Source organism: Emticicia sp. W12TSBA100-4, assembly GCF_040253585.1.
Lineage (GTDB): Bacteria > Bacteroidota > Bacteroidia > Cytophagales > Spirosomataceae > Emticicia.
Genome location: NZ_JBELAU010000006.1, coordinates 79514 through 104111, shown reverse-complemented (window position 1 = coordinate 104111; position 24598 = coordinate 79514). Strand labels below are relative to the sequence as shown.

At 37.3% G+C, this 24598-nt stretch carries 21 protein-coding genes and 1 pseudogene; 9 read left to right on the top strand and 13 right to left on the bottom strand.

The genetic code is table 11. The annotated features are described in order from the left end of the window. Nucleotides 1–57 precede the first annotated feature (57 nt). The 3 genes and pseudogenes from ABR854_RS09650 to ABR854_RS09640 all read right to left on the bottom strand — a co-directional run bounded on the left by ABR854_RS09650 (nt 58) and on the right by ABR854_RS09640 (nt 3799). The gene (locus ABR854_RS09650) at nt 58–729 is read right to left on the bottom strand and encodes a 3-oxoacid CoA-transferase subunit B (protein WP_350265408.1); all 672 of its coding nucleotides are present in this window, start codon (nt 727–729) and stop codon (nt 58–60) included. A 42-nt stretch (nt 730–771) separates the two neighbouring features. Further along, nucleotides 772–1458: pseudogene (locus ABR854_RS09645) on the bottom strand (CoA transferase subunit A); the annotation flags it as partial. Between the two features lie 127 nt (nt 1459–1585). After that, on the bottom strand, nt 1586–3799 hold the full coding sequence (locus ABR854_RS09640; RefSeq protein WP_350265196.1) for a TonB-dependent receptor: 2214 nt from the start codon (nt 3797–3799) through the stop codon (nt 1586–1588). A gap of 188 nt (nt 3800–3987) precedes the next feature. On the opposite strand from ABR854_RS09640, the gene ABR854_RS09635 reads away from it, so the two are divergent. Continuing rightward, a complete protein-coding gene (locus tag ABR854_RS09635) occupies nt 3988–4524 on the top strand; it encodes a DUF8685 domain-containing protein (RefSeq protein WP_350265195.1) in 537 nt (178 codons plus the stop codon). 111 nt (nt 4525–4635) lie between these two features. Here the strand turns inward: ABR854_RS09635 and ABR854_RS09630 are convergent, their stop codons facing one another. The 9 genes from ABR854_RS09630 to ABR854_RS09590 form a co-directional block, all read right to left on the bottom strand. Further along, nucleotides 4636–5721 carry a Gfo/Idh/MocA family protein gene (locus ABR854_RS09630; protein WP_350265194.1) on the bottom strand — a complete coding sequence of 362 codons (1086 nt, stop codon included), beginning with the start codon at nt 5719–5721 and terminating at the stop codon, nt 4636–4638. A 171-nt stretch (nt 5722–5892) separates the two neighbouring features. Beyond that, nucleotides 5893–7044, bottom strand: coding sequence for a hypothetical protein (locus ABR854_RS09625; RefSeq protein WP_350265193.1), 1152 nt, complete (start codon nt 7042–7044; stop codon nt 5893–5895). A 175-nt stretch (nt 7045–7219) separates the two neighbouring features. Next, nucleotides 7220–7735 (bottom strand): NADH-quinone oxidoreductase subunit B, encoded by a 516-nt coding sequence (locus tag ABR854_RS09620; RefSeq protein ID WP_350265192.1) that lies wholly within the window; start codon nt 7733–7735, stop codon nt 7220–7222. Beyond that, nucleotides 7732–8202 (bottom strand): NADH-quinone oxidoreductase subunit A, encoded by a 471-nt coding sequence (locus ABR854_RS09615; RefSeq protein ID WP_350265191.1) that lies wholly within the window; start codon nt 8200–8202, stop codon nt 7732–7734. The genes ABR854_RS09620 and ABR854_RS09615 overlap by 4 nt, the downstream gene beginning before the upstream one ends. Before the next feature lie 176 nt (nt 8203–8378). Then, a complete protein-coding gene (locus ABR854_RS09610; protein WP_350265190.1) occupies nt 8379–8687 on the bottom strand; it encodes a rhodanese-like domain-containing protein in 309 nt (102 codons plus the stop codon). A 26-nt stretch (nt 8688–8713) separates the two neighbouring features. Beyond that, nucleotides 8714–10516, bottom strand: a complete 1803-nt coding sequence (locus ABR854_RS09605; RefSeq protein ID WP_350265189.1) for a T9SS type A sorting domain-containing protein — start codon at nt 10514–10516, stop codon at nt 8714–8716. 21 nt (nt 10517–10537) lie between these two features. Next, nucleotides 10538–11329: a PASTA domain-containing protein gene (locus ABR854_RS09600; RefSeq protein WP_350265188.1), complete on the bottom strand. Its 792-nt coding sequence runs from the start codon at nt 11327–11329 to the stop codon at nt 10538–10540. Nucleotides 11330–11475: 146 nt separating this feature from the next. Further along, a complete protein-coding gene (locus ABR854_RS09595) occupies nt 11476–12924 on the bottom strand; it encodes a peptide MFS transporter (RefSeq protein ID WP_350265187.1) in 1449 nt (482 codons plus the stop codon). 244 nt (nt 12925–13168) lie between these two features. Beyond that, nucleotides 13169–13915, bottom strand: a complete 747-nt coding sequence (locus ABR854_RS09590; protein ID WP_350265186.1) for an acyl-CoA desaturase — start codon at nt 13913–13915, stop codon at nt 13169–13171. A 378-nt stretch (nt 13916–14293) separates the two neighbouring features. On the opposite strand from ABR854_RS09590, the gene fbp reads away from it, so the two are divergent. The 8 genes from fbp (at nt 14294) to ABR854_RS09550 (ending at nt 23137) form a co-directional block, all read left to right on the top strand. Next, nucleotides 14294–15286: a class 1 fructose-bisphosphatase gene (fbp, locus tag ABR854_RS09585; RefSeq protein WP_350265185.1), complete on the top strand. Its 993-nt coding sequence runs from the start codon at nt 14294–14296 to the stop codon at nt 15284–15286. Nucleotides 15287–15403: 117 nt separating this feature from the next. Next, nucleotides 15404–16993, top strand: coding sequence for a phosphoenolpyruvate carboxykinase (ATP) (pckA, locus tag ABR854_RS09580; protein ID WP_350265184.1), 1590 nt, complete (start codon nt 15404–15406; stop codon nt 16991–16993). 219 nt (nt 16994–17212) lie between these two features. Continuing rightward, nucleotides 17213–17749, top strand: a complete 537-nt coding sequence (locus tag ABR854_RS09575) for a photosynthetic reaction center cytochrome c subunit family protein (protein WP_350265183.1) — start codon at nt 17213–17215, stop codon at nt 17747–17749. A gap of 201 nt (nt 17750–17950) precedes the next feature. Continuing rightward, entirely contained in the window at nt 17951–18328 is a 378-nt protein-coding gene (locus ABR854_RS09570; RefSeq protein WP_350265182.1) for a BlaI/MecI/CopY family transcriptional regulator, read from the top strand. A 58-nt stretch (nt 18329–18386) separates the two neighbouring features. Then, the gene (locus ABR854_RS09565; protein ID WP_350265181.1) at nt 18387–19310 is read left to right on the top strand and encodes a M56 family metallopeptidase; all 924 of its coding nucleotides are present in this window, start codon (nt 18387–18389) and stop codon (nt 19308–19310) included. Between the two features lie 54 nt (nt 19311–19364). After that, nucleotides 19365–19769, top strand: a complete 405-nt coding sequence (locus ABR854_RS09560) for an energy transducer TonB (protein ID WP_350265180.1) — start codon at nt 19365–19367, stop codon at nt 19767–19769. Between the two features lie 51 nt (nt 19770–19820). After that, a complete protein-coding gene (locus ABR854_RS09555; protein ID WP_350265179.1) occupies nt 19821–20690 on the top strand; it encodes an alpha/beta fold hydrolase in 870 nt (289 codons plus the stop codon). A 101-nt stretch (nt 20691–20791) separates the two neighbouring features. Further along, on the top strand, nt 20792–23137 hold the full coding sequence (locus ABR854_RS09550) for a TonB family protein (protein WP_350265178.1): 2346 nt from the start codon (nt 20792–20794) through the stop codon (nt 23135–23137). 88 nt (nt 23138–23225) lie between these two features. On the opposite strand, the gene ABR854_RS09545 is transcribed toward ABR854_RS09550, so the two are convergent. Further along, complete coding sequence (locus ABR854_RS09545; RefSeq protein WP_350265177.1) at nt 23226–24563, bottom strand: ABC transporter permease; 1338 nt, start codon at nt 24561–24563, stop codon at nt 23226–23228. Nucleotides 24564–24598 lie beyond the last annotated feature (35 nt).

The window sequence follows — 24598 nt, the reverse complement described above, 5'->3', positions numbered from 1 at the left end:
ATAAGAATCAGCATGCAATATTCATTTTTCTCTTGTCTTTTGTCTAAAATCTTTTGTCTATATTTCCATTTCAGGCACTTCTCCTTCGATTATTAACTTACCTTCGGTAGCTTTTTGTATTTGCTCTACCGAAATACCTGGGGCTCTTTCCAATAGTTTGAAGCCACCTTCTGGTACAACCTCTAAAACTGCCAGTTCGGTAACAATCTTTTTCACACAACGCAAACCTGTGATTGGCAAACTGCAAGTTTTCAATAATTTAGATTCACCAGCTTTATTGACATGCTGCATGGCCACAATGATATTTTCGGCCGAAGCCACCAAATCCATTGCCCCGCCCATGCCTTTGACCATCTTTCCCGGAATTTTCCAGTTAGCAATGTCACCGTTTTCTGAAACTTCCATTGCACCCAGAATAGTCAAGTCAACGTGGCCACCACGAATCATGGCAAAACTTTCGGCTGAACTAAACAAAGCCGAACCATCAAGTAAGGTGACAGTCTGTTTTCCAGCATTTATCAAATCGGGGTCAACTTTATCTTCGGTCGGAAAAGGCCCAATACCCAAAAGCCCATTTTCTGATTGCAGCACAACATTAATACCTTCAGGAATATAATTGGCCACCAAAGTTGGAATCCCAATACCAAGATTCACATAATAACCATCTTTTACTTCACGAGCAATGCGTTTCGCAATTTGGTTTTTATCGAGGCCTTGTCCTGTTTGAATAGGAGTGACGACAGTATTTGTTTCCTCGGTTACAGGTTTACTGATTGTTCTCTGCTCAATTCTTTTTTCGTAGTTTTGTCCTTGAAAAATTCGTTGAACGTAAATGCCTGGCGTATGAATTTGAGCTGGGTCGAGACTACCTGCTGGAACGAGTTCTTCCACTTCGGCAATCGTAATTTTTCCAGCGGCGGCCATCATTGGGCTAAAGTTCTGAGCTGTACCTTTAAAAATCAAATTTCCTGCTGTATCGCCTTTCCATGCTTTTACGATAGCGAAATCGGCTTTTAACCAGCTTTCTCGTACATATTTTTTGTCATCAAATTCTTGAATCTCTTTGCCGTCTGCTACTTCCGTTCCTACACCCGCAGGAGTAAAAAACGCTGGAATTCCTGCACCTCCTGCTCTGATTCGCTCAGCAAGTGTGCCTTGTGGAGTCAATTCTACTTCGAGTTCGCCTGATAATAACTGGCGTTCAAATTCCTTGTTTTCACCCACATACGAAGAAATCATTTTCTTGACCTGCTTGGTTTTTAGCATCAAACCAATGCCAAAATCATCGACTCCTGCATTGTTTGAAATACAAGTGAGGTCTTTTACTCCTTTTTCGAGCAAGGCAGAAATAGTATTTTCTGGAATCCCACACAGTCCAAAGCCGCCGAGCATGAGTGTTGCTCCATCTTGAATATCGGCAACTGCTTCTTTTGCACCACTTATTACTTTATTTATCATAGTTTTTTTAGTTTCTATGCAAAGATAACGGATATAAGGTGCTTATTGGTTGTTTTTTTCTAAGAAAATTATAGTAAAAACTTAGTTTTATGCAAAATCAATCGCTTTTTATGCAAAATCCGATAATTTAGAAAATACTCCATCTTGCACCTACGAATCCTCTGATGGCTTGTAGGGGGGCATAATTATAACTCGGGTCGAATTGCTCGCTGAAAGGTAGTTCTGGCCTAAAAATTGGGTCTTTGGGAAGAAAATTTGTAAAATTTTTGATACCTCCATAAAGCTGCAAACCGTTGGCAAGACGTTTGGTGGCTTGAATATTATGAATCCCGAACCACGGTGAATATTCGGGACGGGTATCGCCGTAATCTCTAACTACTGGCAAACGCATCGGGCTATATAGATTTCCAGTCAGGTCGAAAGTGAGTTGGGCTTTGCTAAATGTATAGCTAATGGCATAGTTTCCTGTAAAATGTGGTGTTTGAATTTGGTTGATTTTCAAGTCATTTTCTTTTCTGTAAACATCCATTATGGTCGCTCCCACAAAAATTTTCAGACTTGATGTAAAATTAAATTCAGCGTTGAGAGCTACGCCTTTTGAGATTCCGTATCCTTTCAGATTATCATAAACCACGAGTTCGGGATTTTGGTCATAGTCAGCAATAATTTTATTGGAGAAATACGTATAAAATCCATTGAGTTGAATGTTTCCGTAACCATTTTCGAAAGTAAAAAAACGTTGATAGTCGAGGTTTGCGTTATACGAACGTTCTGGTTTTAATTCGTTTGCTATCAATACTTTACGTGAGCCAGTAAGAGCAGCGTGGTCTTCCGAAAATAGGTTCACAACCCGATAGCCATTGCCCAAACTTAACCTAAAAATATGGTCTTTATTTGGCATAAATTTCCAATTCAGTCGAGGCGTGGCAATGCCACCGTGTTTAGAATTATAGTCATAGCGAAGTCCAACGAGTAATTTATTTTTGCTGTTAAGCGTGATTTCATCTTGAGCAAAAACGCCAGGCAAACTAATTAAATCAGGAGTATTTTGGCTGTCAGAAATTTGAGTCACTGGTGTGTTATCATCATAAAAAGTATGACGAAAAGTTGCTCCCAAAAGTGCATCATGGTTTTTGCCGAGTTTTTTGTCCCACAATAATTGTCCGAAAGCAATGCGTTGGGTAGCTAAATAAAATGTGTTTCCGTAAACCGAGTTTTGTTGGTGCTGATTGAATGAAAAGTTGAGCGTAATCTTCTGTTTATCAATTGGTAATTGATAACTTCCGAGCATTTCGATGCGTTTTGTGAAAATAGATTCTCCGTAAACTTCACTTCCGCCACGGTTGCTTTTTTGCCATTGCATTTCGCCCCCAAAACGGTCTTCGTAAATATACCGAGCTGCAATATTGAAAACCCGATTTTGTGAGCGTCGCATTGACCATTTATTGAATAAAGAAGTTCGGTTTTGAAGCGTAATATCAGTAAAGTTATCTTGATTAAGGTCCCAACGTTTATTGAAAAGAAAATAGTTTCCCGAAAAAAGCACATCAAATTTACCGATTTGGGTCTTTCCACTGGCATCAAAATTATTTTCGAGATAGCTGCTGGTATTGAAATCGAAATTAAATTTGGGTGCTTTTGATGGGTTTTTCGTGATAACATTAATCAAACCCCCGACAGCCTCTGAACCATATAGCGTTGAGGCTGGGCCTTTCATTACCTCAATCCGCTCTACCATTGAGTTTGGAATACCACTTAAACCATAAACCGACGATAAGGCCGAAACAATGGGCATTCCGTCAATCATTACCATTGTATATGGGCCTTCCATGCCGTTGATATGGATATCGCCCGTATTACAAACATTGCAGTTGAGTTGCGGACGCACACCATTGACCATCGAAAGCGATTCAAATAAGCTTGGTGTAGGATTTTTGCGAAAAAAAGTGGGGTTTAGAATCTGAATAGGGGCGGGCGACTCGTTGATGCTGGTTTCTTTCATTGTACCCGTTACGACGACTTCGTTGAGTTGGGCATTTTCTTCTTCTATCTCAATCGTTAGATTAGTGTTTTTTTCTTCTGAAACATTGATAGTCAGTTGTTTAGTCTTGTATCCTATACTCGAAACTTGAATTATTTGCTTACCGATTGGAGCATTTTTGATAATAAATTTGCCATTTTCATCGGCTTGAGTACCAATTTTTGTATTTAAAATAACGATGCTGGCAAAACTTACAGCTTTGTCTTTATTGACGACAATACCCTTTATTTCACTTCCAAATGATGTAAAAGCGATAAAAATGAGCATTAGAAATATATAGCTTGGTAATTTTTTATTCATGTTTTTGGTAATTCTGAATACAAAGTTTGATGAATAAAATTAATATTCAAAATAAAGCTAAATATATTTTTAGATTAATCTAAATTATACTTTTAAAGTTTGGCATTCTCTTTGTAATATAATTTGTAAAAATACTTAATTCAAACTGCGAACAGAATGCAAACGTTGCCCAGTTCGCACCACATTTTATGGCAAATGTAATCCTTGGAATTGGCTCACGTGTAAAGCACCCAGAGTATGGTGTCGGGGTCGTAATTAACTTTAAATCAGATGTTTATGTCATTACTTTTGTAGAGATAGGAACAAAAAATATCAAAATTGATTATCCATTTGAAGTGTTGGAAGTAGTCGAACCATCGCACGATATGGTGAGTTTGTTTGATGTTGAACGGAATCTTTCAAAAATTCTTCAACGTTGGATGGATGCAACCGAGGTCGTACCGTTGGGAGATAAATGGAAGGGCGGAAAAATGATTTTACAACCTGGACGTCGAGATTTACAATCGAAAGAGATTCCGATTGATGTATTTTTTCACAAAATCGTGATGATGCGTGACCGTCTGCGGGTTTTAGAACAGCGAGTAAACGCCAGTACGATGGACGATGAAGAAAAAGTGAATATTCAACAATATATCACTCGTTGTTATGGCTCGATGACAACTTTCAATATTTTATTCAAAGAGCCGCAACATCATTTTTCGGGAGAGAGATTGGTGGAAGCATAGAGAAAATTACGATTTTAGAGTGACGAATTACGATTTTTTTAATTGGATATAGCAGTTGTTGCTGATAATTATAAAATTTTATTCGTAATTCGTCACTCGTAATTCGTCATTTTAGCCAATCTTCACCGTTCCTCCATTCTGTGCTGCTTTATAGATGGCTTCTACCACTTTTATATCACGCAGACCTTCTTCGCCTGGGGCAATTAATTGAGTTGAGTTCATTAGAGCCATGCAGTCTTCATCGAGTTGTTTGGCTTGTTGACTTTTGAGCGGAAAATCAATAATTCCTTTGCTGTGACTTCCTTTATTGCCCGAATAATTTGAGAGTGAATCCATTCTGAGCCAGCCTCTTTCGTAATTTATTTGCAAATAATTCATCTGAATACCAAAACTTGTGTGGCAAGCTGCCAACGCACCGCTCGGGAATTGTAGTTGAAACATCATGGTTTCTTCCACTTCTTTATAAATTTCTGGTCGAGTAGTGCTTGCTTGTGCCGTTACAGCAATTGGTTCTTCGCCCGTAGCGAGTCTTGCACCTTGAAGTGCATAAACTCCCATATCACCCATTACACCGCCACCAAGAGCTTTATTTTGCTTCCAGTGGGTAGTGCGATTATCAAAATATCCTGTTCCGCAGGCAACCATTCTGACTTTTCCGTAGAGTTTTTCTTTAGTTATTCGCATAAATTCTTGGGTATTGGGGTCGTGTTGGCAGCGATACCCAATAGCTAAGTTTACTTTGTTATCTTTACAAGCTTTTATCATAGCCATACAATCATTGACCGAAGGTGCCATTGGCTTTTCACAGAAAACGTGCTTTCCTGCTTTAGCGGCTCTGATGGTATATTCTTTGTGCATCGAAGGTGGTAAAACCACATAAACCACATCAATATCCGGGTTGTTAGCTATCGAGTCAAAGTTCTGATAATTATAGATGTTTTTATCTGGAATATTATACTTCTGTTTCCATTTTTCTGCCTTTTCGGGAGTGCCTGTCACGATTCCTGCCAAATAACACTTTTCGGTAGTTTGGAGAGCAGGAGCAAGCAAATCAGTACTATAATAGCCCAAACCTACTAAGGCAATGCCCAATTTTTCTTTCTTTGGTGCAGTACTTGCAAGTAATGTATTTGGTGAAAAAATGCTGGCAGCTCCACCAACAATGATTGATTTGAGAGCGTCTCGTCTGTTAAACATTTTTGTACGTATTAAGAGTTGAATAAAAACAAATGGTATATTTTACTATAAGGTAAATTTAAGAATAAAATTTTAGATTCTTTGTGGCTTTATACAAAATATATTTTGTTATGACCAACGAAGGCATCGCTTTAAGCGATGCCTTCGTTACTGCGAAACGCTAAGTTTTATTTAGTACTTATCATAAAAGCGTCTGATTCTTGAGGTTACTTGGTCGTAGATTGGCTTCGTAAATTCAATGAATAATTGTTGCGGTGGGGGCGGTAATTGTTCACGGTTACGAGTCATATTTAGTTCGGTGGTAGTTAAGGCTCTTTCATCGCCATTGAAACTTGCCCACTCGTTTACCCATGTATATTCACCAGGTATTTCTTCACGAGAGAGTGTCTTATTTGTCTGATAATCAAATATTTCCATTGAAAGAATACCTCTCGAACGGACTGCTTTGCGAGACTTGATGATGGTGGCATTTACTTTGCCATAAACGGGTACTTTTTTGCCATTAACGGTAGCTTCGCCAGTTTTTACACTGTCCTTACTTGTTACGTTTTGGCGGTCAGTTGCAATATTTGTTTCTCCTACCACAAAATCAATGATTTCGAGGCGAACTACGTGGTCGGGTTTTAGTTTGACAGTTTTAGCTTCTTCGGGTGCGTAGAATCGGATAAATTTATTAATTCGGCGATTTGTACGTAAAAACTCTTCTACTTTATCTTGAAAATAGTCGTTACTGTATTGATACAAACGAGAATTAATTTTTGGTTGTTCAACCACAACATGAACCGAACCTAAATTAAGGGCTTCTTCAAGTCGGTTGCGAGCATCTTTATAATTTGGGGCAAAAATAGTGATTTGTTCAAAATGGTCGTAGGCAGCACGAGCATCGAGTTTACTCAAATTGTTTTTTCTGAGTATGTCATCTCCTAAAACGTAACGTTCGGCTGCGGCATTATCACGGGCTTCTTCGGTTTCTTTAAAATAAGTTTGTGGACTCACAATGCGGCGGCAAGCCGTGCAACGCTCAATACTTTCTTGCATTTTATTGAGCTTGTTATAATACTCCAAGATAGTTTCCCAGCGAAATTGCTGATTAGCATTTCTGACACGAGTAATATCTCTTGTAAATTCTTCTTGTGCATTTCGATAGGCGGTCGGTAAGACTTCGAGAGCTTTACTGTTATCACTATCTTTTTTAAGTTTTTCTACTGATTGTAAAACTGCTTCGTAGTAATTGCCTTTTTCAAGAGCTTTTGTACCACTTTTTGAGCATGAAATTGTAAAAATAACCGATGCTAAAACAAAGTATTTTAGGAAGGTTCTCATGAATTGCAAGTTTTTAGTATATATTAAATGTTTCGCAATATAATGATTTTTGCTTGTTTTTTCTTTCGTCTGAATCATGGATTAACAAATTATTAGCAATTTGCTATAAAAAAAGTGATAAACTTTATCGGTTTATCACTTTTTTCGGCTGTATAAATACTTAATAATCAATTCTTTAATTTTCTTTTCGAAGTTCGGAAAGGCTTTGAGTCTTTATTTTTTCTTGTAATTTCAAAATACCACCAATTAGTGCTTCTGGACGAGGTGGACAACCTGGCACGTAAACATCGACAGGTATAATTCGGTCAACACCTTTTACAACATGATAGCCGTGTTCCCAATAAGGCCCACCGCAATTTGAGCAACTTCCCATCGAAATCACGTATCGTGGTTCGGGCATTTGTTCGTATAATCGACGAATACGGTCGGCCATTTTGAAGGTAACTGTTCCCGAAATGATAATTACATCTGACTGGCGAGGTGAGTTTCGAGGAAATACGCCGAAACGTTCAAGGTCATACGATGAAGCATAAGTTGCCATCATTTCGATGGCACAACAAGCCAAACCAAAACCCATCGGCCAAAGCGAATTTGCTCTTGCCCAATTGGTTAGCTCGTCGAGTGAGGTCAGAATCACTTCACTTTCACCTGTTTTTATATGTGCCTCTTTTTCGAGGGTTTCAAAATTCATTTATCAGCGTATTTTTCGTTGACTTGATTGTACATTTCCATTGGAATCTTACTCTTAAATTTCGGAGTGCGATATTCGGGTTTTACCCAATCGAGGTAGCCTTTTGCCCAAACGTAAGCCAATCCAAGAGCTAAAACTGTAATAAAAATACCCATTTCGGCCAATGTAAACCAGCCCCAAAGTCCGTTTGTATCTTGAATAAACTGTTTGTTGCCAAAAACTGTTGCCCAAGGAAACAAGAACACTAATTCCACATCAAAGAGAATAAAAATTAGAGCAACAATATAGAATTTAACATTAAACTGAACATTGGCATTGCCAATTGGGTCTTCACCAGATTCGTAAGTCGTTAGTTTTTCTTCATTTGGTTTGTTGGGACGTAGCATCCACGCAATACCCAATACAGCAAGTACTGCAACTGCCGCCAAAATGATTGCCAATAATACTATACCAAAGTCAGATAACATATTTTTTAATGGATAATTGATAATTAAAAATGAGTAAGAAGAAAATGGAATAAATTGAGTTCATAAAACTATGTGTCTTATGTAGGCTGGTGAAAGCATTTTAAACATGTTAAGTTTAAAATTTTTAATTCTCAATTTTCAATCGCATGGGCGACCCCGTATTCATTCTAAATTATCTACTCCATATCACGGTAGGCCATGATGCCGCCTAAAACATTGTGTACGTTTTCAAAACCTTGCGAAATCAAGAATTGTTTTGCTTTTCCACTTCTTGCTCCGCTGCGGCAGTGAATATAGATATCTTGTCCTTTAATGGCTTCAAATTCTTCGAGTCTATCTGGAATTTCGCCCAAAGGAATTAATATTGCTCCTAAATTATCATCTTCGTATTCGTATTCTTCACGTACATCAAAGAGGTTAATTGGGTTTTCTCCTTCGATTAATTCTTTTAGTTGTTCAACTGTTATATCAAAATTTTTGTCCATGATTATATTTTTATTGTTTTTATCTCTTAATGCACAACCACAATCTTACGAATAAAATTCTTTTTTCCATCTGAAAAATTGATATAATAAATATTATCGGGTAAGTTTTCTATATTAAGTTCTTGACTATCAGTTTTTTTGTGAAAAATCTCTTTTCCAGAAACATCAAAAATACTGATTGATTGAATGTTTTCAAAATTCCAACGTAAAACTCCTGAAGTAGGATTTGGATACACCAAAAACTGTTTATCATTCGGAACTTCACTTGCCAGAGGTGAGCCATTTTGTCCTGAACTATTTGCTTTGAAACCCATCACAGGGCGAACCATCAAACTGCCTTTTAAGGACTTATTTTGAATCCATTCATTGCCCAGACTATAATAAATATTACTCCCAAAGTCTGAATTTTTATCAACTCCTACACCAATTACATCTTCATTTACTTTTGTCCAAGATACAAAAAAAGTATCTTTAACCGCAATATTCATATCAAGTGGATATTCAATGAATCCATTAATTTCAGAAGGGTATCTGACTCTTACTGACTGTTGATGCAGAACTTTTGCAGGTTTTCCATTGGCACTTTCGGTGATTTGTAATAAGAAAAACTGCCCAGCAATATCTTTAAAATAAGGAGTAAAATTAAATCTTACTGCATTGACTGTATCGGATCGGTTTAATGCAAATTTCACTGCTACTTTTCCCAACGTTTGGTCAGTGTCTGCACCTGTTTCAGCTGTGCCATCATCGTATGCATAGTAGTCGAGTAGGGGAGTGTAAAGTGAGACAGAGTCATTGCTTAATAATAAAGCATCGGGAATATTATTGGTTGAATCAGGAACAATTGTAGTTCCTGAGCCTTCGTATGCAATTTTTTGGGTAAACTTCAAAACGGCTTGTTTTTGCGAGAAAGTGCTAAAAACAGGCACATTATTCTTTTTATTGGGGGGATTTGGCGTTGTAACTGTCTCATTTCCACCTCTTTCGTTGAGTAAAATACTTTTTGAAACAGTATCACTTACTGTCCAAGTAAAGTTTACCAAACGTGCATTTCGTTGCAAAGCACTTACCAAAACTTCCATACTACTATTGGTTTCAGCCGATGGATTGACCAAATATTGGCGTAGTGGCATGGCTGAATATCTTTTCAGATAACTATTCTTGAAGCCTCGTAAGGCAATATCTTGGGTGTAAATATCTTTGAGGCGACGTTGTTTGTTTAGATAGACAAAGTCAACGTGCCACATATCAAATGCTCCTGACTGGCGGCCACGAGTCTCGAAACGAAACTGAAAGTTTTTGTGTAAATATTCTGCTTGATTAACAGCTAAAATCTTCTGCGTAAAAGCATCTTTGCTGATGCCCTCTTGTCGCCAAATGGTTTTCCATTGGTTTTTATCGTTCAGAAATGAAACAACGAGCGAGTCGTCGCTATCGGGTAATTCGCCCAAACCTTTTGCTTCCCAGTAAAAGCTTAAATAAACCGAATCTTTTGCGACAAGACCTGATAAATCAATGGCAACCGAAGTCAGTGTATCGGTGCTGCCATAAGCAAATTTATTTGAGAAATTATAGGGAATACCTGCCGCATTTCGGCTATCAAAAGTGGCAACATTGACCGATGGTTGGTTAATTGGGAAAGTATTATTGATACTCACACCGCCATTTTTCCAAAGTTTTGGATTAGGAATTGAGGTTTTATTCAGTGAGAAATCATCAAAGAATGGTAGTGTAATGGATTGACTGTAAGTGAGTTGTGAGCAAAAAAGCACTAATAAAATAACAGACCTGCAAAAACTTACAGGTCTGTTGTTTAAAAATATGTTCATATTAAATGATTCTTTAACACGTTAATTATTGTTTTGGATTGGTTCTTCAGTCGGAGCCTCACCAGCGATTTCTACATCAATAACGTCGCCAATATGAATTTTATTACCTTCGGAAGCTGGTCTTTGCTTTACAACTGTGCCATCAGCATAGCCTTCAACTGTCCCAACATATCGCTTCGATAAAACAAGGTTTTGCCCCGAAACCAATATTTCTGCTTCGTCGGCCGCCATTCCTACCAAGTTTGGAATTTCTACCATTTGGTCGCCGAGACCATCACCTACCACAAATACAACCGTTGATCCTTTTGGTATGAGTGTCCCTGGTTTTACTTCTTGTCCATTAAACTTCATTTTTAGAACCGTATTCTCTTCTAAAGCTGGAATCATTTCGGTTGTTCCTGCCACGAGTTGTGCCGATAATAACTGATTTTTTGCACTTGACTCCGAGCGACCAATCACGTCTGGTAATTTTACCATCGGAGCAGTTGCAGTCACGATTGTCAAATAGATTTTGCGTCCTTCTTTTACACTCGAACCCGATTTTGGGTATTGCGTCAGAATCGAAAGTGGTTTTGCTCCTGCCACAAATGTACAGTCGCTTACTTCGTAATCAAGATCACGGTCATCAAGGGCTTTTTCCATTTCTTCGAGAGTCATACCTTTCAAATCAGGAACGGTAATCGACTGCCCATGATTGGTACTCCATGGGAGATAAATAAAGAAAAAGCTAAAGAAAAACACTAAAAATAAGGCAATGATTATGCCAATATGAACAAAGATGTCAGTTTTTGAACTCGTACTAAATTTTGCCATTTTTTATGGGTGGTTTTTTAGTCCACGGTCGGTAGATCACCGTCCATAGTATTATTTTAATAACTGTGGATTATCGACCAGCGACCTTGGACTTTCAAGAATTATTCAGCAAAAAAAAGGTTTTTTATCGGAAATAGCAAAGGTTTTTATTCGATGCCACCCATCCATTTTTTTATTGGTTTGTATAAAACTATTAAAACTAAACCAGAAACCATTCCGATTAAAAATACTTGATGAAATAAATCAGGCATGGCAGCTACATTGTTTTCGTCAAAGTTTCCTGCAAACAAACCTGCAATAAGATTGCCGAGAGCTGCTCCAACAAACCATAAGCCCATGAGTTGACTGTAATATTTTTTAGGAGCAAGTTTTGTATATGAACTCAAGCCAACAGGACTTATGCAAAGCTCACCAAGTGTATGGAACATATAAGTAAAGAAAAGCCAGCCAAGACCAGCCATTGAGCCATCAAGTACTCTTTGAGCTGCCAGATACATGACAAAGAACCCTAAGCCCATTTGCACTAAACCTAAGCCAAATTTGATTGGCACGCTCGGATTTAAATTTTTACGATTTAAATAAATCCATAAAGCACCCATCGGAGCAGAGAAGATAAGGATAAACATCGAATTGGCATTTTGTAGCCAAGAAGCAGGCAATTCCATACCTAAGAAACTACGCTCAGTGTGTCGGTCAGCAAAGATTGTTAGTGTTGTAGAAGCTTGCTCAAAACCCGACCAGAAAATAGATATTCCAATAAATAATATGAAAAGTACTCCAACTCTTTTACGTTCAATAACTGTAAGCGAAGAATCAATAAAGCCGATGTAGGCAAAATAGAATATTGTAATGGCAATAATTACATATTTCATGTATTGAGCAAGTGCTACACTATCTAAGATGCCTGATATTAATAAAACGCCAACCAACACAAGGGCTGTAATAACTACATATAAGTAAGTATTGGAAGATTTTTGAGTGGGTGGATTTCCAACTCCATCAAGGTGCTTACCGTTTACTTTAAAGTTGATTACTCCAAAAAGCATCGCAAATGCCGCCGCTCCGAAACCATAATGCCAGCCAACTTTTTCTCCTAAATATCCCACAACAAACATTCCAAGAAATGCTCCGAGATTTATACCGAGGTAAAAAATTGAGAACGCAGCATCACGCCTTGCACCGCCTTCGGGATATAATTCGCCAACGATTGAACTGATATTTGCTTTCAATAAACCTGTTCCAATGGCCACAGTTGCTAATCCCAGAAAGAAAACTTCAGGAGAGCCTGGAATCGCTAAAATTAAGTGCCCTGCCATGATACACAATGCACCGTACCAAATAGCTTTTTTCTGACCTAAAATATTATCAGCAATCCAACCACCTGGTAAAGTGAGTAAATAAACTGATGCCATGTAAAGTCCCATGATTGCTCCGCCAGTTTTTTCGGAAAGTCCCAAAGCACCTTCGTTTGCTCCTTTGGTTAAGTATAAAAACAGAATGGCACGCATACCATAATAAGAGAAGCGTTCCCACATTTCTGTAAGGAATAAGACCATAAGGCCCATTGGGTGTCCGAAGAATTTACGTTCTTGCATGTAAGGTTTAGTTTATTTGGTTAGAATATTTTAAAAAGTGTATGTCAAAAGTAATGCCTATTTCTTGAATAATGCAAATGTTGTTGCATTCACTAACGGCAAAATGTTTAAAAATATGATAGGAAACAAAAAATAAGTTCATTTCTACCCAAAAAACAAAGGTGATTCAGCCATTGACCGAATCACCTTTAAGGTGGTTTTATATACAAAGCAGTTGAACAAAGAAGCAAAGACCATTGACTGCTTACATGTACTTCAAATCGTTATTTAGTTTGAGCTTAATGATTTTCATGGCATCGAGCAACTTGATAAGTGGATAAGTTGGGTCGAACTCATGCCATTTGAAACCAAAGTTGGCTCTACCACCATATTTGTGGTGATTATTATGATATGATTCGCCCATCATCAGTAAATCAAGTGGTAAAAGATTTTTGGCCGTATCATCAACTTCAAAATTCGTATATCCGTAGCGGTGAGCATACCAATTGATGATTACACCATGAATTGGCCCCATCAGAAAGTGAATTGGTAATAACAAAAACATCCACCAAGCAGTAGCAAATTTGATATAAACTAAAGTATAAAGCACACCCCAAGCAATGCGTGAAATCCACAAATCACCGAGCCATTCCATAAACTTCCAATTGGGTACACCTTTCTTAAATTTAGCTTCTACCGAGTCTTGGTTATGTAAAATTCTATTGTAAATCTGGCGAGTTTTCCACATCATATCAAAAATTCCTTTCGAGTAGCTTGGCGAGTGTGGGTCTTCTTCGGTATCAGCGTGAGCATGGTGCAAACGATGCATAATGCCGTAAGCTCTTGGACTCAAAAAAGACGAGCCTTGAGCAATGAATGTAAGTGTATAAAATACTTTCTCCCAAAACGGATTCATCGTAAACATTTGGTGCGATGCGTAGCGGTGTAAGAAGAATGTTTGCATCAGAATCGAGAAGTACCAATGCAAGAGAAAGAAAACTAAAATGACCATTTTTTAAATAAATATTTGTTTAGAAACTGGGCAAAAGTAAGCTTCAATACCGAAAAAAATTATGACAAAAATCAGTTTTTGATATTTTTGTTTTTGAATATTTCTAATAATTGTATTTTTGACAGTTATTTTTAAAAAATGTAATTCTATTCAAAAAAATAGTATGCAAGCTGATTTTTTTGGCTTTAAGTGCCAATTTTATAGTCAGTTTTTCTGAAAAATACCCATGTAAAATTGTCTTTTTTAATAAATATTTAGCTCAAAAATTGTATTTATTAAAGAAATGTAAAAATAAAGCGAAATTTCGCTAAAAATATTTGTTTCGCATTTTTCTGCAATATACATTTGTGCAACGATTCGCTTTTAAGCCATAAAGACATGACCAAACAAGAAACTTTAGCTCTGCCAGTAGGCGTCACGCTTGATCGTTTTATTAAACGTCAACAGAGTTCGATGCCTTTAGCATCAGGTGAGTTATCGCAACTTTTGCGTGATATTGCCCTTGCTGGAAAGATAATAAATCGAGAGATAAATAGGGCTGGTTTGGTAGATATAACAGGAGCTTTTGGTAACCAAAATATACAAGGAGAAGAGCAGCAAAAGCTCGATGTGGTGGCCGATATTCGTTTCTTGAGAGCCTTGAAAAATGGTGGAGAAGTATGTGCGATAATTACGGAAGAGCAAGACGAAATCATCTACACCGATAATGATGAAGGCAAATATGTGGTGGCAATTGACCCACTTGATGGTTCATCGAATATTGATGTTAATGTTTCAATCGGAACAATATTTTCGGTTTACCGAAGAGTTACGCCCGCAGGGACACGTGCCACACTCGAAGATTTCATGCAAGGTGGACGTAGCCAAGTTGCAGCAGGCTATATTTTGTATGGTTCGTCAACAATTTTAGTGTATTCAACTGGGCAAGGCGTGAATGCCTTTACGTATGAAAATTCATTGGGTGAGTATTTTTTATCTCATAATGATATTAAAAGTCCTAATAATGGTATAATCTATTCGGTGAATGACGGTAATTATAATGATTTTGTGAGCGGAGCAAGGGCATATATTGTAGAATGCCGAATGCGAGAATACGCTTCAAGATACATTGGCTCGTTGGTGGCAGATTTTCATAGAAATTTACTCAAAGGTGGAATTTATCTTTATCCAGCTTCCAAAAAACATCCAAAAGGAAAGTTACGTTTGCTTTATGAATGTTATCCGTTGGCTTTTTTGGCCGAACAGTCGGGGGCAACATCAACCGACGGTTATCAAAATATCTTGGATATTGAACCCAATGAATTGCATCAACGAAGTCCGATTTATGTAGGAGCAAAAGAAATGGTCTATGATTTACTTTTACATTTCTGATTTCTCTTTAGTTGTTGATTATCAGGTATTTACATGATAAAAGTCATTTAAAACTAAGTAAGAAAAGAGTTATTTAGTCGCAGCATTACACTTCATCAATATAACTGAACAAAACTCATGGAGCTTTTAACCGAAACTGCCCCGACAAAATTGGCCATTAAAGCCAAACAAATTTATTATAACCTAAGCCCAGCCGAATTGATAGAGGCTGCTCTACAAAATGGCGAAGGTGTCTTGACCGACACTGGGGCTTTGATGTGCGACACAGGGAAATTTACGGGTCGTTCACCAAAAGATAAATTTTTGGTCTGCGACGAGAAAACCGAAAACACCGTTTGGTGGGGAGATGTGAATTTTAAGTTTTCGCCCGAAAAATTTGATGCTTTACTCAATAAAATGCTTGTTTTCTTAGAAGATAAGCGAATTTATGTACGTCAAGCGTTTGCAGGAGCGAATAAGGATTATAGATTAAGTCTCGAAATTATTAATACTCAAGCGTGGCATAATTTATTTTGTAATAATATGTTCATTCGTCCTTCGCAGGATGATTTGACCAACTTTCAGTCGAGTTTTACTATTATTTGTGTACCCGAATTTGAAGCAGACCCAGCCGTTGATGGTACTCGTCAGGCAAACTTTACGATAGTAGATATGAGCCGTCGTATATTGCTCATCGGTGGAACGGGTTATGCTGGCGAAATGAAAAAAGGGATTTTTGCGGTACTTAATTATTTATTACCACAAGAAAACGACGTGCTTTCGATGCACTGCTCGGCTAATATTGGAGAGCAAGGCGATACCGCAATTTTCTTTGGATTGTCGGGAACTGGTAAAACAACACTTTCGGCTGACCCAAATCGTGGTTTGATTGGCGACGACGAACACGGTTGGTCAGAAACCAGCGTATTTAATTTTGAAGGAGGCTGCTATGCCAAAGTCATAGATTTGAGCCGTGAAAAAGAACCCGAAATTTTCGATGCCATTCGTTACGGTTCGATTGTAGAGAATACCAGATTTATTGAAGGTACTCGCACCGTTGATTATCACAATAATTCGGTTACAGAAAATACTCGTACTGCCTATCCGATACATTATATTCCGAATGCCGTTGAGCCTTCGGTGGGTGGAATTCCGAAAAATATTTTCTTTTTGACTTATGATGCTTTTGGGGTTTTGCCTCCAATTTCGAAATTGACGGTTGGGCAGGCAATGTATCATTTTATTTCGGGCTATACATCGAAAGTGGCAGGAACCGAAATGGGTGTAAAAGAACCACAGGCCACATTCTCGGCGTGTTTTGGAGCGGCATTTTTACCTTTGCACCCAACAAAATATGCAGCACTTTTGGGCGAAAAGATTCACCAAAATAAAGTGAGTGTGTGGTTGATAAATACAGGAATGACAGGCGGTAGCTATGGAGTGGGTAATCGTATGAAGTTGTCAAACACCAGAGCCATGATTACGGCCGCATTGAATGGCGATTTGAATAAAGTTTCTTATACGAAGCACCCGATTTTCGGAATGATGATTCCTGAGCATTGCCCGTATGTAGTTTCTGATATTTTGAATCCACGCAATACTTGGGCTGATAAAGAGGCGTATGATGCCACAGCTACTAAATTGGCTGAAATGTTTGCACATAATTTTGAAAAATACGCTGACTTTGCTGATGAAGAAATTTTGGCAGGAAGCCCTGTTATTAATTAAGAATTGAGAATGTAGAATTTTATTGTTTTTGTGTAAGATATAGTATAGTGTGAAAAATTAAGTATTAAGGTTGAATAGATTTTAATTTTGCTTAGAATCTAAGTTTAAAATGCCCCGCTGTTAGTGGGGCTTTTTTTGTGGTACCAATTTTTCATTTTCCTTGAACTTATATATATTGCGTTGTTCTTTTGTTTTAATCAAAAAAATCAACCAAAAACTATGAAACTTCTTTTACCCGTTTTATTTCTTTTTATCGGTGTCAGCTCATTTATGTCGATGTCGGAACAAGCACCACAAGCTTCTCCAAAAGTAGTGGCCAAAGATACAATGATGCTCGACCGTGAAAAATACCTGACCAAACTCAAAGATTCGTTGAAAGGCAAAGAATCAATGGTGGCCGATTCTGTTTTCAAAAATATCAAATCGCTGAAAGGAAAATCGGTAGAACAAGTATTGAGCATTATGAATAATTGGGGTCACGCTTTGGGCGTAACCTGTAAGTTTTGCCACGAAACAACCAACTGGGCTTCCGAAAAAAGTCGTAACCACTTACGTACTCGTGAAATGATTGTGATGAACGACCGCCTTAATCGTGATTTGCTTTCACAAATGAAAGGTTTCCGCCAACCTGTAACGATGGGTTGTATTTCATGCCACAACGAAATGAAAGAACCACCACACGATGGCCCACGTCCGCAAGGTCCACGCCAGCGTCCAGAAGGTGCTCCAAAACCACCAGAAGGTGCAAAAAACTAAGATTTTCTGTTGAAAAAAAGGTTTTAGGATAAAATTCAAACAAAATCCTCGCAACGTGATAGACTCGAAATTCTCGAATCTATCACGTTTTTTTTCGTCTAAATACAAGTTAAAAATGTGCGTTGGAAAAAAAAACTATAAAAATAGTTTTGAAACTAAAAAATTAGTTATATATTTGAATCAGAATTAACAACCAAGAAAATGGAATTAAGAGATTTAACCCGTGCCGAAGAAGAAGTAATGCAGATTTTGTGGGAGATTGAGCCAACATTTGTGAAAGATATTTTAGAATATTTCCCAGAACCCAAACCAGCTTATAACACGGTTTCGACTATCGTAAGGATTTTGGAACAAAAAGGTTTTGTGGGTCATAAAGCCTATGGCAAAACGCATCAGTATTATTCGTTGGTGAGCAAAGAGCAATACAAATCTTTTGCAACTGGCAAGTTGATGGAAAGTTATTTTGAAAATTCGGTCGAAGAAATGTTTTCGTTTTTTGTGCGAGAGAAGAAAATCGACATGAAAGAAGCCGATGAGATTTTACGAATGATTGATAAAATGAAAAACTCTAATCCCTAAGTAGAGTTTGCACAACCCTAAAACTAAATCCCTCTCTTTAGGGGCGGGGGTACTATCTATGGATATACTCATCTATTTGCTAAAAACTAACTTATGTTTGGTTATTTTCTACGGATTTTATTGGGTGTTTTTGCGTAGAAATACCTTTTTTGTGGCGAATCGCTTCTATTTAATAGGTTCAATTTTATTATCATTATGCCTTCCATTAATAAAAGTCAAGCATAATTATGATTTTGAGAGTTCATTACCACTTACACTCAATGAAATCTCAACTGAGTCAATAAAAAGTAGTTTTTATACGCCAATTTTTGCTAATTTTAATTGGATTGACTTAATGGCGGTTGTCTATTTGACAGGAGCAGCATTGATACTGGCAAAGGTAGTTTTTGCTTTTGTTAAGATTTATAATTTACTAATTAACGGTGACCCACTCGGCGAGGACGAAACCCGTGAAGGTAGAAATTATTGGCTTTTGCGGAGCGAAGGCACAGTTTCGTCTTACTCATTCTTTAATTTTCTGATACTCAACCGAGACGACCTCTACTATAACCGCTCAATGATTACCGATCACGAAGAAGTTCACATCGGTCAGTGGCACAGTTTCGATGTGCTTTTGCTTGAATTTGTGCAGATATTCTGTTGGTTTAATCCTTTGATTGGTTCTTATAAACAATCGCTTCGCCAAATACATGAATTTATTGCCGATGGCATAGTAACTGAAGAAGAAAAAGTAAGTTATGCAGAATTTTTGTTTGCGTATAATTTTAAGGCCAATGCCAGTTCATTGAGTAATAATTTTTTCAACGATTCACTACTGAAAGAACGAATCATGATGATTATGAAAGAACGTAGCCCCGCATGGACAAAGACAAAATACTTGCTAATCGTCCCGCTTTTGGTTGTTATGGGATATTTCATAGTAGCAAAAGACATTAGAAGAGGTGATGATGCTCTGAAGCCACAAACAACTATTAAAAAGTAATCTTGATTGAATTTTCAAACCCGCAAACATTTATTTCTAACTAATTATGATTTTATGAAAAAGCTATTCATTACCCTTTCTTTTGTTTTAATCGGAATTTTTTCTGTCAATGCTCAAACCAATGAACCTGTTTACGAAAAAACAGACGTGACTGCCGAATATCAAGGCGGAATGACCGAAATGTTTAATTTTATTGGCAAAAACCTTAAATATCCGAAGCCAGCAGCCAGAGCTAATGTATCTGGGAAAGTATTTGTGAAAATGATTATCGAAAAAGATGGTACTATCAGTTCGCCAGAAATCGTAAAAGGTATTGGCTTTGGTTGCGATGAAGAAGTGATGCGAGTAGTAAGCTTGATGCCAAAATGGAATGCTGCTCAAATCGGAGGTAAAGTAGTGCGTTCATCAATGGTTTTACCAGTGATGTTTGCCTTAGAAAAAGGAAAAAAAACGAAATAAATGATTGCTTACAACAAGTTTTGCTTTAAAAACCCATGGGTATTCATTTTTGTGTTCATTTCTTTTATTTCGTTATCACAAGAGAAACTTGTAAAGGCAAATGGACACAATTTCAATGTTTACTTAAAGGGTTTTGAAAATCGTAAACCAAATACACCCGCTATTATTTTTGAAAATGGAATGGGAGTTGACCTCGGCAATTGGAATACGGTCATCGAACAAATTTCAAAATTTAGTCCTGTTTTGGCTTACGATAGAGCAAGTGTAGGAAAATCTGAAAAAGTATTTCAGATGCCAACGGTAAAAGTTGTGGCCGAAAATCTGAAAGCAATTTTGCAAACACTTGATGTTCCGCCACCTTATATTTTGGTTGGTCATTCTTTAGGTGGTTTATATATTAGAAGCTATGCAGGGTTTTATCCAAATGAAATAGCAGGTTTAGTGTTTATAGACCCAGCAGATTTTACCGAAACTAAGAATGATTGGAATGATATTTTTAGAAAAATGGATGTGCCCGAAAAGAAAATCGACGAAATGTTATACAGTAGGCTGTATCAACAAAATTCAAAAGTTGATTCCTTGAATTTTGGCCCTTGGAGTGAAGCCCAAGTTTTGAATGAGTTGAGACGAACCGATTTTGCCGAAATCGCTAAGTTGCCATTGCCCAGTGTGCCAATTTATTTTTTTGTTGGGGGAAAATTTGAAGTTCCGATTGAAAGAAGAAGCAAAGATTTTGACCAGGAAGCCTTTTTTCATATTAAGAATAACTCGAATATGGAGCGATGGAAAAAACTAATTTATTCATCAAATAGAGGCGGAACTCTTATTTATCTTACTAATTCAGGCCATTATATTCAAAGAGATGACCCTAAATCAGTCATTAGTAATATTAAAGTTTTAGTAGAGTCTTTGAAAAATTAAATCACTTTCAAAGTCATCATAATTCGTCAAGTTTATGATGAAAATTGGGGAATGATAAACAAACAAAATAAAATTTAAACGACCCGCCGAGGGTTTGGGATATGACTTTCTTACACTATCTCATTCAAGTAAATCTATACTTGGTGCTGTTTTATGGCTTTTATCGCTTCTTGTTAGCAAACGAAACCTTTTATAACCTCAACCGAATCTATTTGGTGGGTTCGGCGGTGCTGAGTTTCGGAATTCCGTTTTGGTACTCCGATTATATTCAGTCGTTTTTTATTACGCAACAAGTCAATGAAGTTTTTTATACAGTGCTAAGTCCAGCCGTTTTTGGAGCAAAAGCCAGTACCGAAAACCCTTTTACTTGGTATGATTTATTGAAAGTCTTTTATATAGTCTGTACGTTTTTTCTTTCTATTAAGCTGATATTCAATTTCTTACAATTAAAGAAAATATTAGAAAATACCGAAGATTATTCAAAATTGGGGGCGGGTTTTTCTTTCTTTAATTATGTATTTGTTGACAAAGACCTCCAAAAACACGAAGTGGTGATGGAACACGAATACGTGCATATCAAGCAATTACATTCGGCCGATGTAATCTTGTTTGAAGTCATTGCGGTGCTTTGTTGGTTTAATCCTGTGGTGTATTTCTATAAAAAATCAGTAAAACATATCCACGAATTTATTGCCGATGATATTGCGAGTAAGCTCGAAGCCTCGAAGGCCGACTACGCAATGTTGCTTTTCTCGCAGCAATTTGGGCTAAATCCACACCAACTTACTAATCAATTTATTGATAAATCAACTTTAAAACGACGAATCGAAATGTTACATAAGCCACGCTCTCGTAAAATTGCTTTATTGAAATACGGTTTTACCGCACCACTTTTTGCTTTGATGCTCGTGATAGCCTCGGCAAGTATCGCCAAAAATAAGGACATCAAGAAAGTAGAAAAAATTGTAGAAACAACCGCCGAAATGCCAATTACGGAATTGTCGATTTTGCCAATTAAGGAAATTTTAGCTGACAAAGAAACTCCCGTAAAAGGTAAAGTAACTGCTGCTGAAGATGGTAAACCTTTGGCGGGAGTAATGATAACGGTAAAAGATAAGAATAGAGGTACAACAACCGATGTAGATGGGAATTACACGATAAATGCCACACCTGCCGATGAATTGATTTTTACATTTGTAGGTTTCGAGAGTTCAACCGTGCCTGTAACTGACAAGAAAGTTATTGATGTGAAGTTAAAATCGAAGAATGATGGCACTCCTATTGGCTTACACGAAGTGGTTGTAGCGGGATATAAACCAACTATCAATTATGAGAGCGAGGAAATTTTTACGACTGTGGAGGAACATCCATCGTTTCCCGATGGTCTAAAAGCCATGTATCAATTTATTGCAAGAAACCTTCGTTATCCTGAGCCTGCCCGCCGAGCCCATGTTCAGGGAAAAGTATTTGTGAAGTTTGTTGTAAGAAAAGATGGAAGTGTTTCGGATTTACAAATCTTAAAAGGAATTGGCTTTGGTTGTGACGAAGAAACCGTCAGAGTGCTTGGCTCAATGCCAAAATGGAATCCTGGTAAACAAAATGGTAAACCAGTGAGTGTCTATTTTACCATGCCAGTAAGTTTTGTATTAGAAGAATGGAAACAAGATATTGCAAAAGTTGATTTTCCGTGGGAGAAATTGATTGTAATCGAAAAAGGAGATATTAGAACTTTTACTGATAAAGAATCAATCAATAAAGAAACAGAAAGATTGAAACCTCTTTTGCAAAGTGGTTCGATAAAAGAAGAGATTTCTGTAAATACGATTGAGAAAAGTATGACTATCAGAATTTTGGAGAAACCTACAATTTCGGAAAAGGGAGTAAGTATTTTTAGTCAGCCTAATGTAAACTTTGTTAACGGAGAACCATTATTTGTTATTGATGGAAAAGTAATAAGTAAAGACGAAATGTCGAGTATAAGACCAGAAGATATAGAAAGTGTTGATGTGCTTAGAAATGCTTCGGCAACAGTCATTTATGGAGAAAAAGGTAAAAACGGAGTAGTTTTGATAAAAACAAAGAAAAATATTAGGATAGAATTTGAGACTGGAAAGGAAAAATCAACGAGCGATGAAGTTTATACTACGGTTTCTGATTCCCCTGCTTATCCTGGAGGAGTAAAAGCAATGTATGATTTTATTGGAAAAAAACTGAAATATCCTAAAGAGGCACAACGAAATAATATTAAGGGGAAAGTATTTATAAAATTTGTTGTTCGCAAAGATGGCTCTATTTCTGATCTGACAATTTTGCAAGGTATTGGCTATGGATGTGACGAAGAAGCCATGAGAGTAATAGCAATGATGCCTAAATGGATTCCTGGGAAGCAAAATGGAGTTCCAGTAAATACCTATTTTACGATGCCAATAGCGTTTGCTTTGGAATAAGTTACATGAATATGCTTGGCTAAGAGGATATTAATTAAACAAACGAGAGCCACATTTTCATTAAATGTGGCTCTCGTTTGTTTGAAGCTTACCCTTTATAAAATAACCATTTTCCAATCTCTTTGAAGGTTGGTTTTTTGCCGTACATCAAGATACCAACACGGTAAATTTTTGCCGCAATCCATACCATTCCGAAAGTGCTGATTACGAGTAAAGACATTGATAAAATCAATTCCCACGGTTCAACGCCAAATGGTAGGCGTGACATCATCGTAATTGGCGAAGTAAAAGGAATCATAGACGCCCAAAACAAAAGCTTATTATCGGTTTGTCCAGCAGTCATAAGGCCAATTAAGTAGCCAGCCAGTAGCGGTAACATAATCGGAAACATAAATTGCTGGGTATCGGTTTCGTTATCAACTGCCGAGCCGATTGCCCCATAAACCGAGGCGTAAAACAAATAGCCAAACAAGAAATAGAACAAAAAACAACCAATAATGAGTGGAATATTAAGGTTTTTGGCACTTTCTATAAACTTCATCACTTTGCTTGCATCAGATGGTGTTTGCTCTATTTTCTTAGCAATTTTATCTTTATCTTTTTGTGGCATTTCCGACATTTGTTCTTGTGCGGCTTTTGCAATCTGTTGAGACGGCAGCATGGAAGAACTGACAGTTGTCAGTACAAAAGTCAGGGCAATCCAGAGCGTAAATTGCGTAAGGCCAACTAAGCCAACGCCCAAAATTTTCCCCATCATTAATTGAAATGGCTTTACTGAAGAAATTATTACTTCGATAATACGGTTAGTCTTTTCTTCAATTACACCACGCATTACTTGCATTCCGAAGCCAATTACGGTCGAAAACATCAGAATTACTGTGATAAAACCCAAAACAGTTGAGGCCAAAGTGTTTTGTTCTTTTTGCTCGCCTTCTTTGCTCACTACCACTACTTTCGATGAAACATCCACATCTGCTTCATCCAAAACTTTTTGGTCGATACCCGCCCTTGATAATTTTACATTACGGATTTCATTTTGAATGATTCGTTCGATTTTGGCTTGAATCTCAAAACCAACACCCTTACCCGTAAAAATTTTTAAACCACTCGGCTCTTCGATGATGTCTTTTGGAATAACCGCCACTATGTCGGTCCGTTTTTGATTGAGGCGATTTAAGGCAGAATCAATCGGTAGATTCAAGTATTCAAACTTAACTTTTTCAGAATCTTTAAATTTTTGTGTGAATGAACCACTTTCATCGAGGATTGAAACTCGCTGAATTTCACGAGAATTGAAAACGCCCCAAAACAATAAGGCATAAAAACCTGAAACGAGCAATGGCATCAAAAGGGTCATTACCCAGAAAGACTTTTTCTTGATTCTGACCAAATATTCTCTGCGTAATATGAGTAGTATATTTTTCATGTGTTTAGTTTTTTATTTGTAGGGTTTGTAACCCA

Bases quoted from the DNA above. Each gene is read 5' to 3' on its own strand.
- ABR854_RS09640 (WP_350265196.1), bottom strand. From the start codon at position 3,799: ATGAATAAAAAATTACCAAGCTATATATTTCTAATGCTCATTTTTATC.
- ABR854_RS09635 (WP_350265195.1), top strand. From the start codon at position 3,988: ATGGCAAATGTAATCCTTGGAATTGGCTCACGTGTAAAGCACCCAGAG.
- ABR854_RS09630 (WP_350265194.1), bottom strand. From the start codon at position 5,721: ATGTTTAACAGACGAGACGCTCTCAAATCAATCATTGTTGGTGGAGCT.
- ABR854_RS09625 (WP_350265193.1), bottom strand. From the start codon at position 7,044: ATGAGAACCTTCCTAAAATACTTTGTTTTAGCATCGGTTATTTTTACA.
- ABR854_RS09620 (WP_350265192.1), bottom strand. From the start codon at position 7,735: ATGAATTTTGAAACCCTCGAAAAAGAGGCACATATAAAAACAGGTGAA.
- ABR854_RS09615 (WP_350265191.1), bottom strand. From the start codon at position 8,202: ATGTTATCTGACTTTGGTATAGTATTATTGGCAATCATTTTGGCGGCA.
- ABR854_RS09610 (WP_350265190.1), bottom strand. From the start codon at position 8,687: ATGGACAAAAATTTTGATATAACAGTTGAACAACTAAAAGAATTAATC.
- ABR854_RS09605 (WP_350265189.1), bottom strand. From the start codon at position 10,516: ATGAACATATTTTTAAACAACAGACCTGTAAGTTTTTGCAGGTCTGTT.
- ABR854_RS09600 (WP_350265188.1), bottom strand. From the start codon at position 11,329: ATGGCAAAATTTAGTACGAGTTCAAAAACTGACATCTTTGTTCATATT.
- ABR854_RS09595 (WP_350265187.1), bottom strand. From the start codon at position 12,924: ATGCAAGAACGTAAATTCTTCGGACACCCAATGGGCCTTATGGTCTTA.
- ABR854_RS09590 (WP_350265186.1), bottom strand. From the start codon at position 13,915: ATGGTCATTTTAGTTTTCTTTCTCTTGCATTGGTACTTCTCGATTCTG.
- fbp (WP_350265185.1), top strand. From the start codon at position 14,294: ATGACCAAACAAGAAACTTTAGCTCTGCCAGTAGGCGTCACGCTTGAT.
- pckA (WP_350265184.1), top strand. From the start codon at position 15,404: ATGGAGCTTTTAACCGAAACTGCCCCGACAAAATTGGCCATTAAAGCC.
- ABR854_RS09575 (WP_350265183.1), top strand. From the start codon at position 17,213: ATGAAACTTCTTTTACCCGTTTTATTTCTTTTTATCGGTGTCAGCTCA.
- ABR854_RS09570 (WP_350265182.1), top strand. From the start codon at position 17,951: ATGGAATTAAGAGATTTAACCCGTGCCGAAGAAGAAGTAATGCAGATT.
- ABR854_RS09565 (WP_350265181.1), top strand. From the start codon at position 18,387: ATGGATATACTCATCTATTTGCTAAAAACTAACTTATGTTTGGTTATT.
- ABR854_RS09560 (WP_350265180.1), top strand. From the start codon at position 19,365: ATGAAAAAGCTATTCATTACCCTTTCTTTTGTTTTAATCGGAATTTTT.
- ABR854_RS09550 (WP_350265178.1), top strand. From the start codon at position 20,792: ATGACTTTCTTACACTATCTCATTCAAGTAAATCTATACTTGGTGCTG.
- ABR854_RS09545 (WP_350265177.1), bottom strand. From the start codon at position 24,563: ATGAAAAATATACTACTCATATTACGCAGAGAATATTTGGTCAGAATC.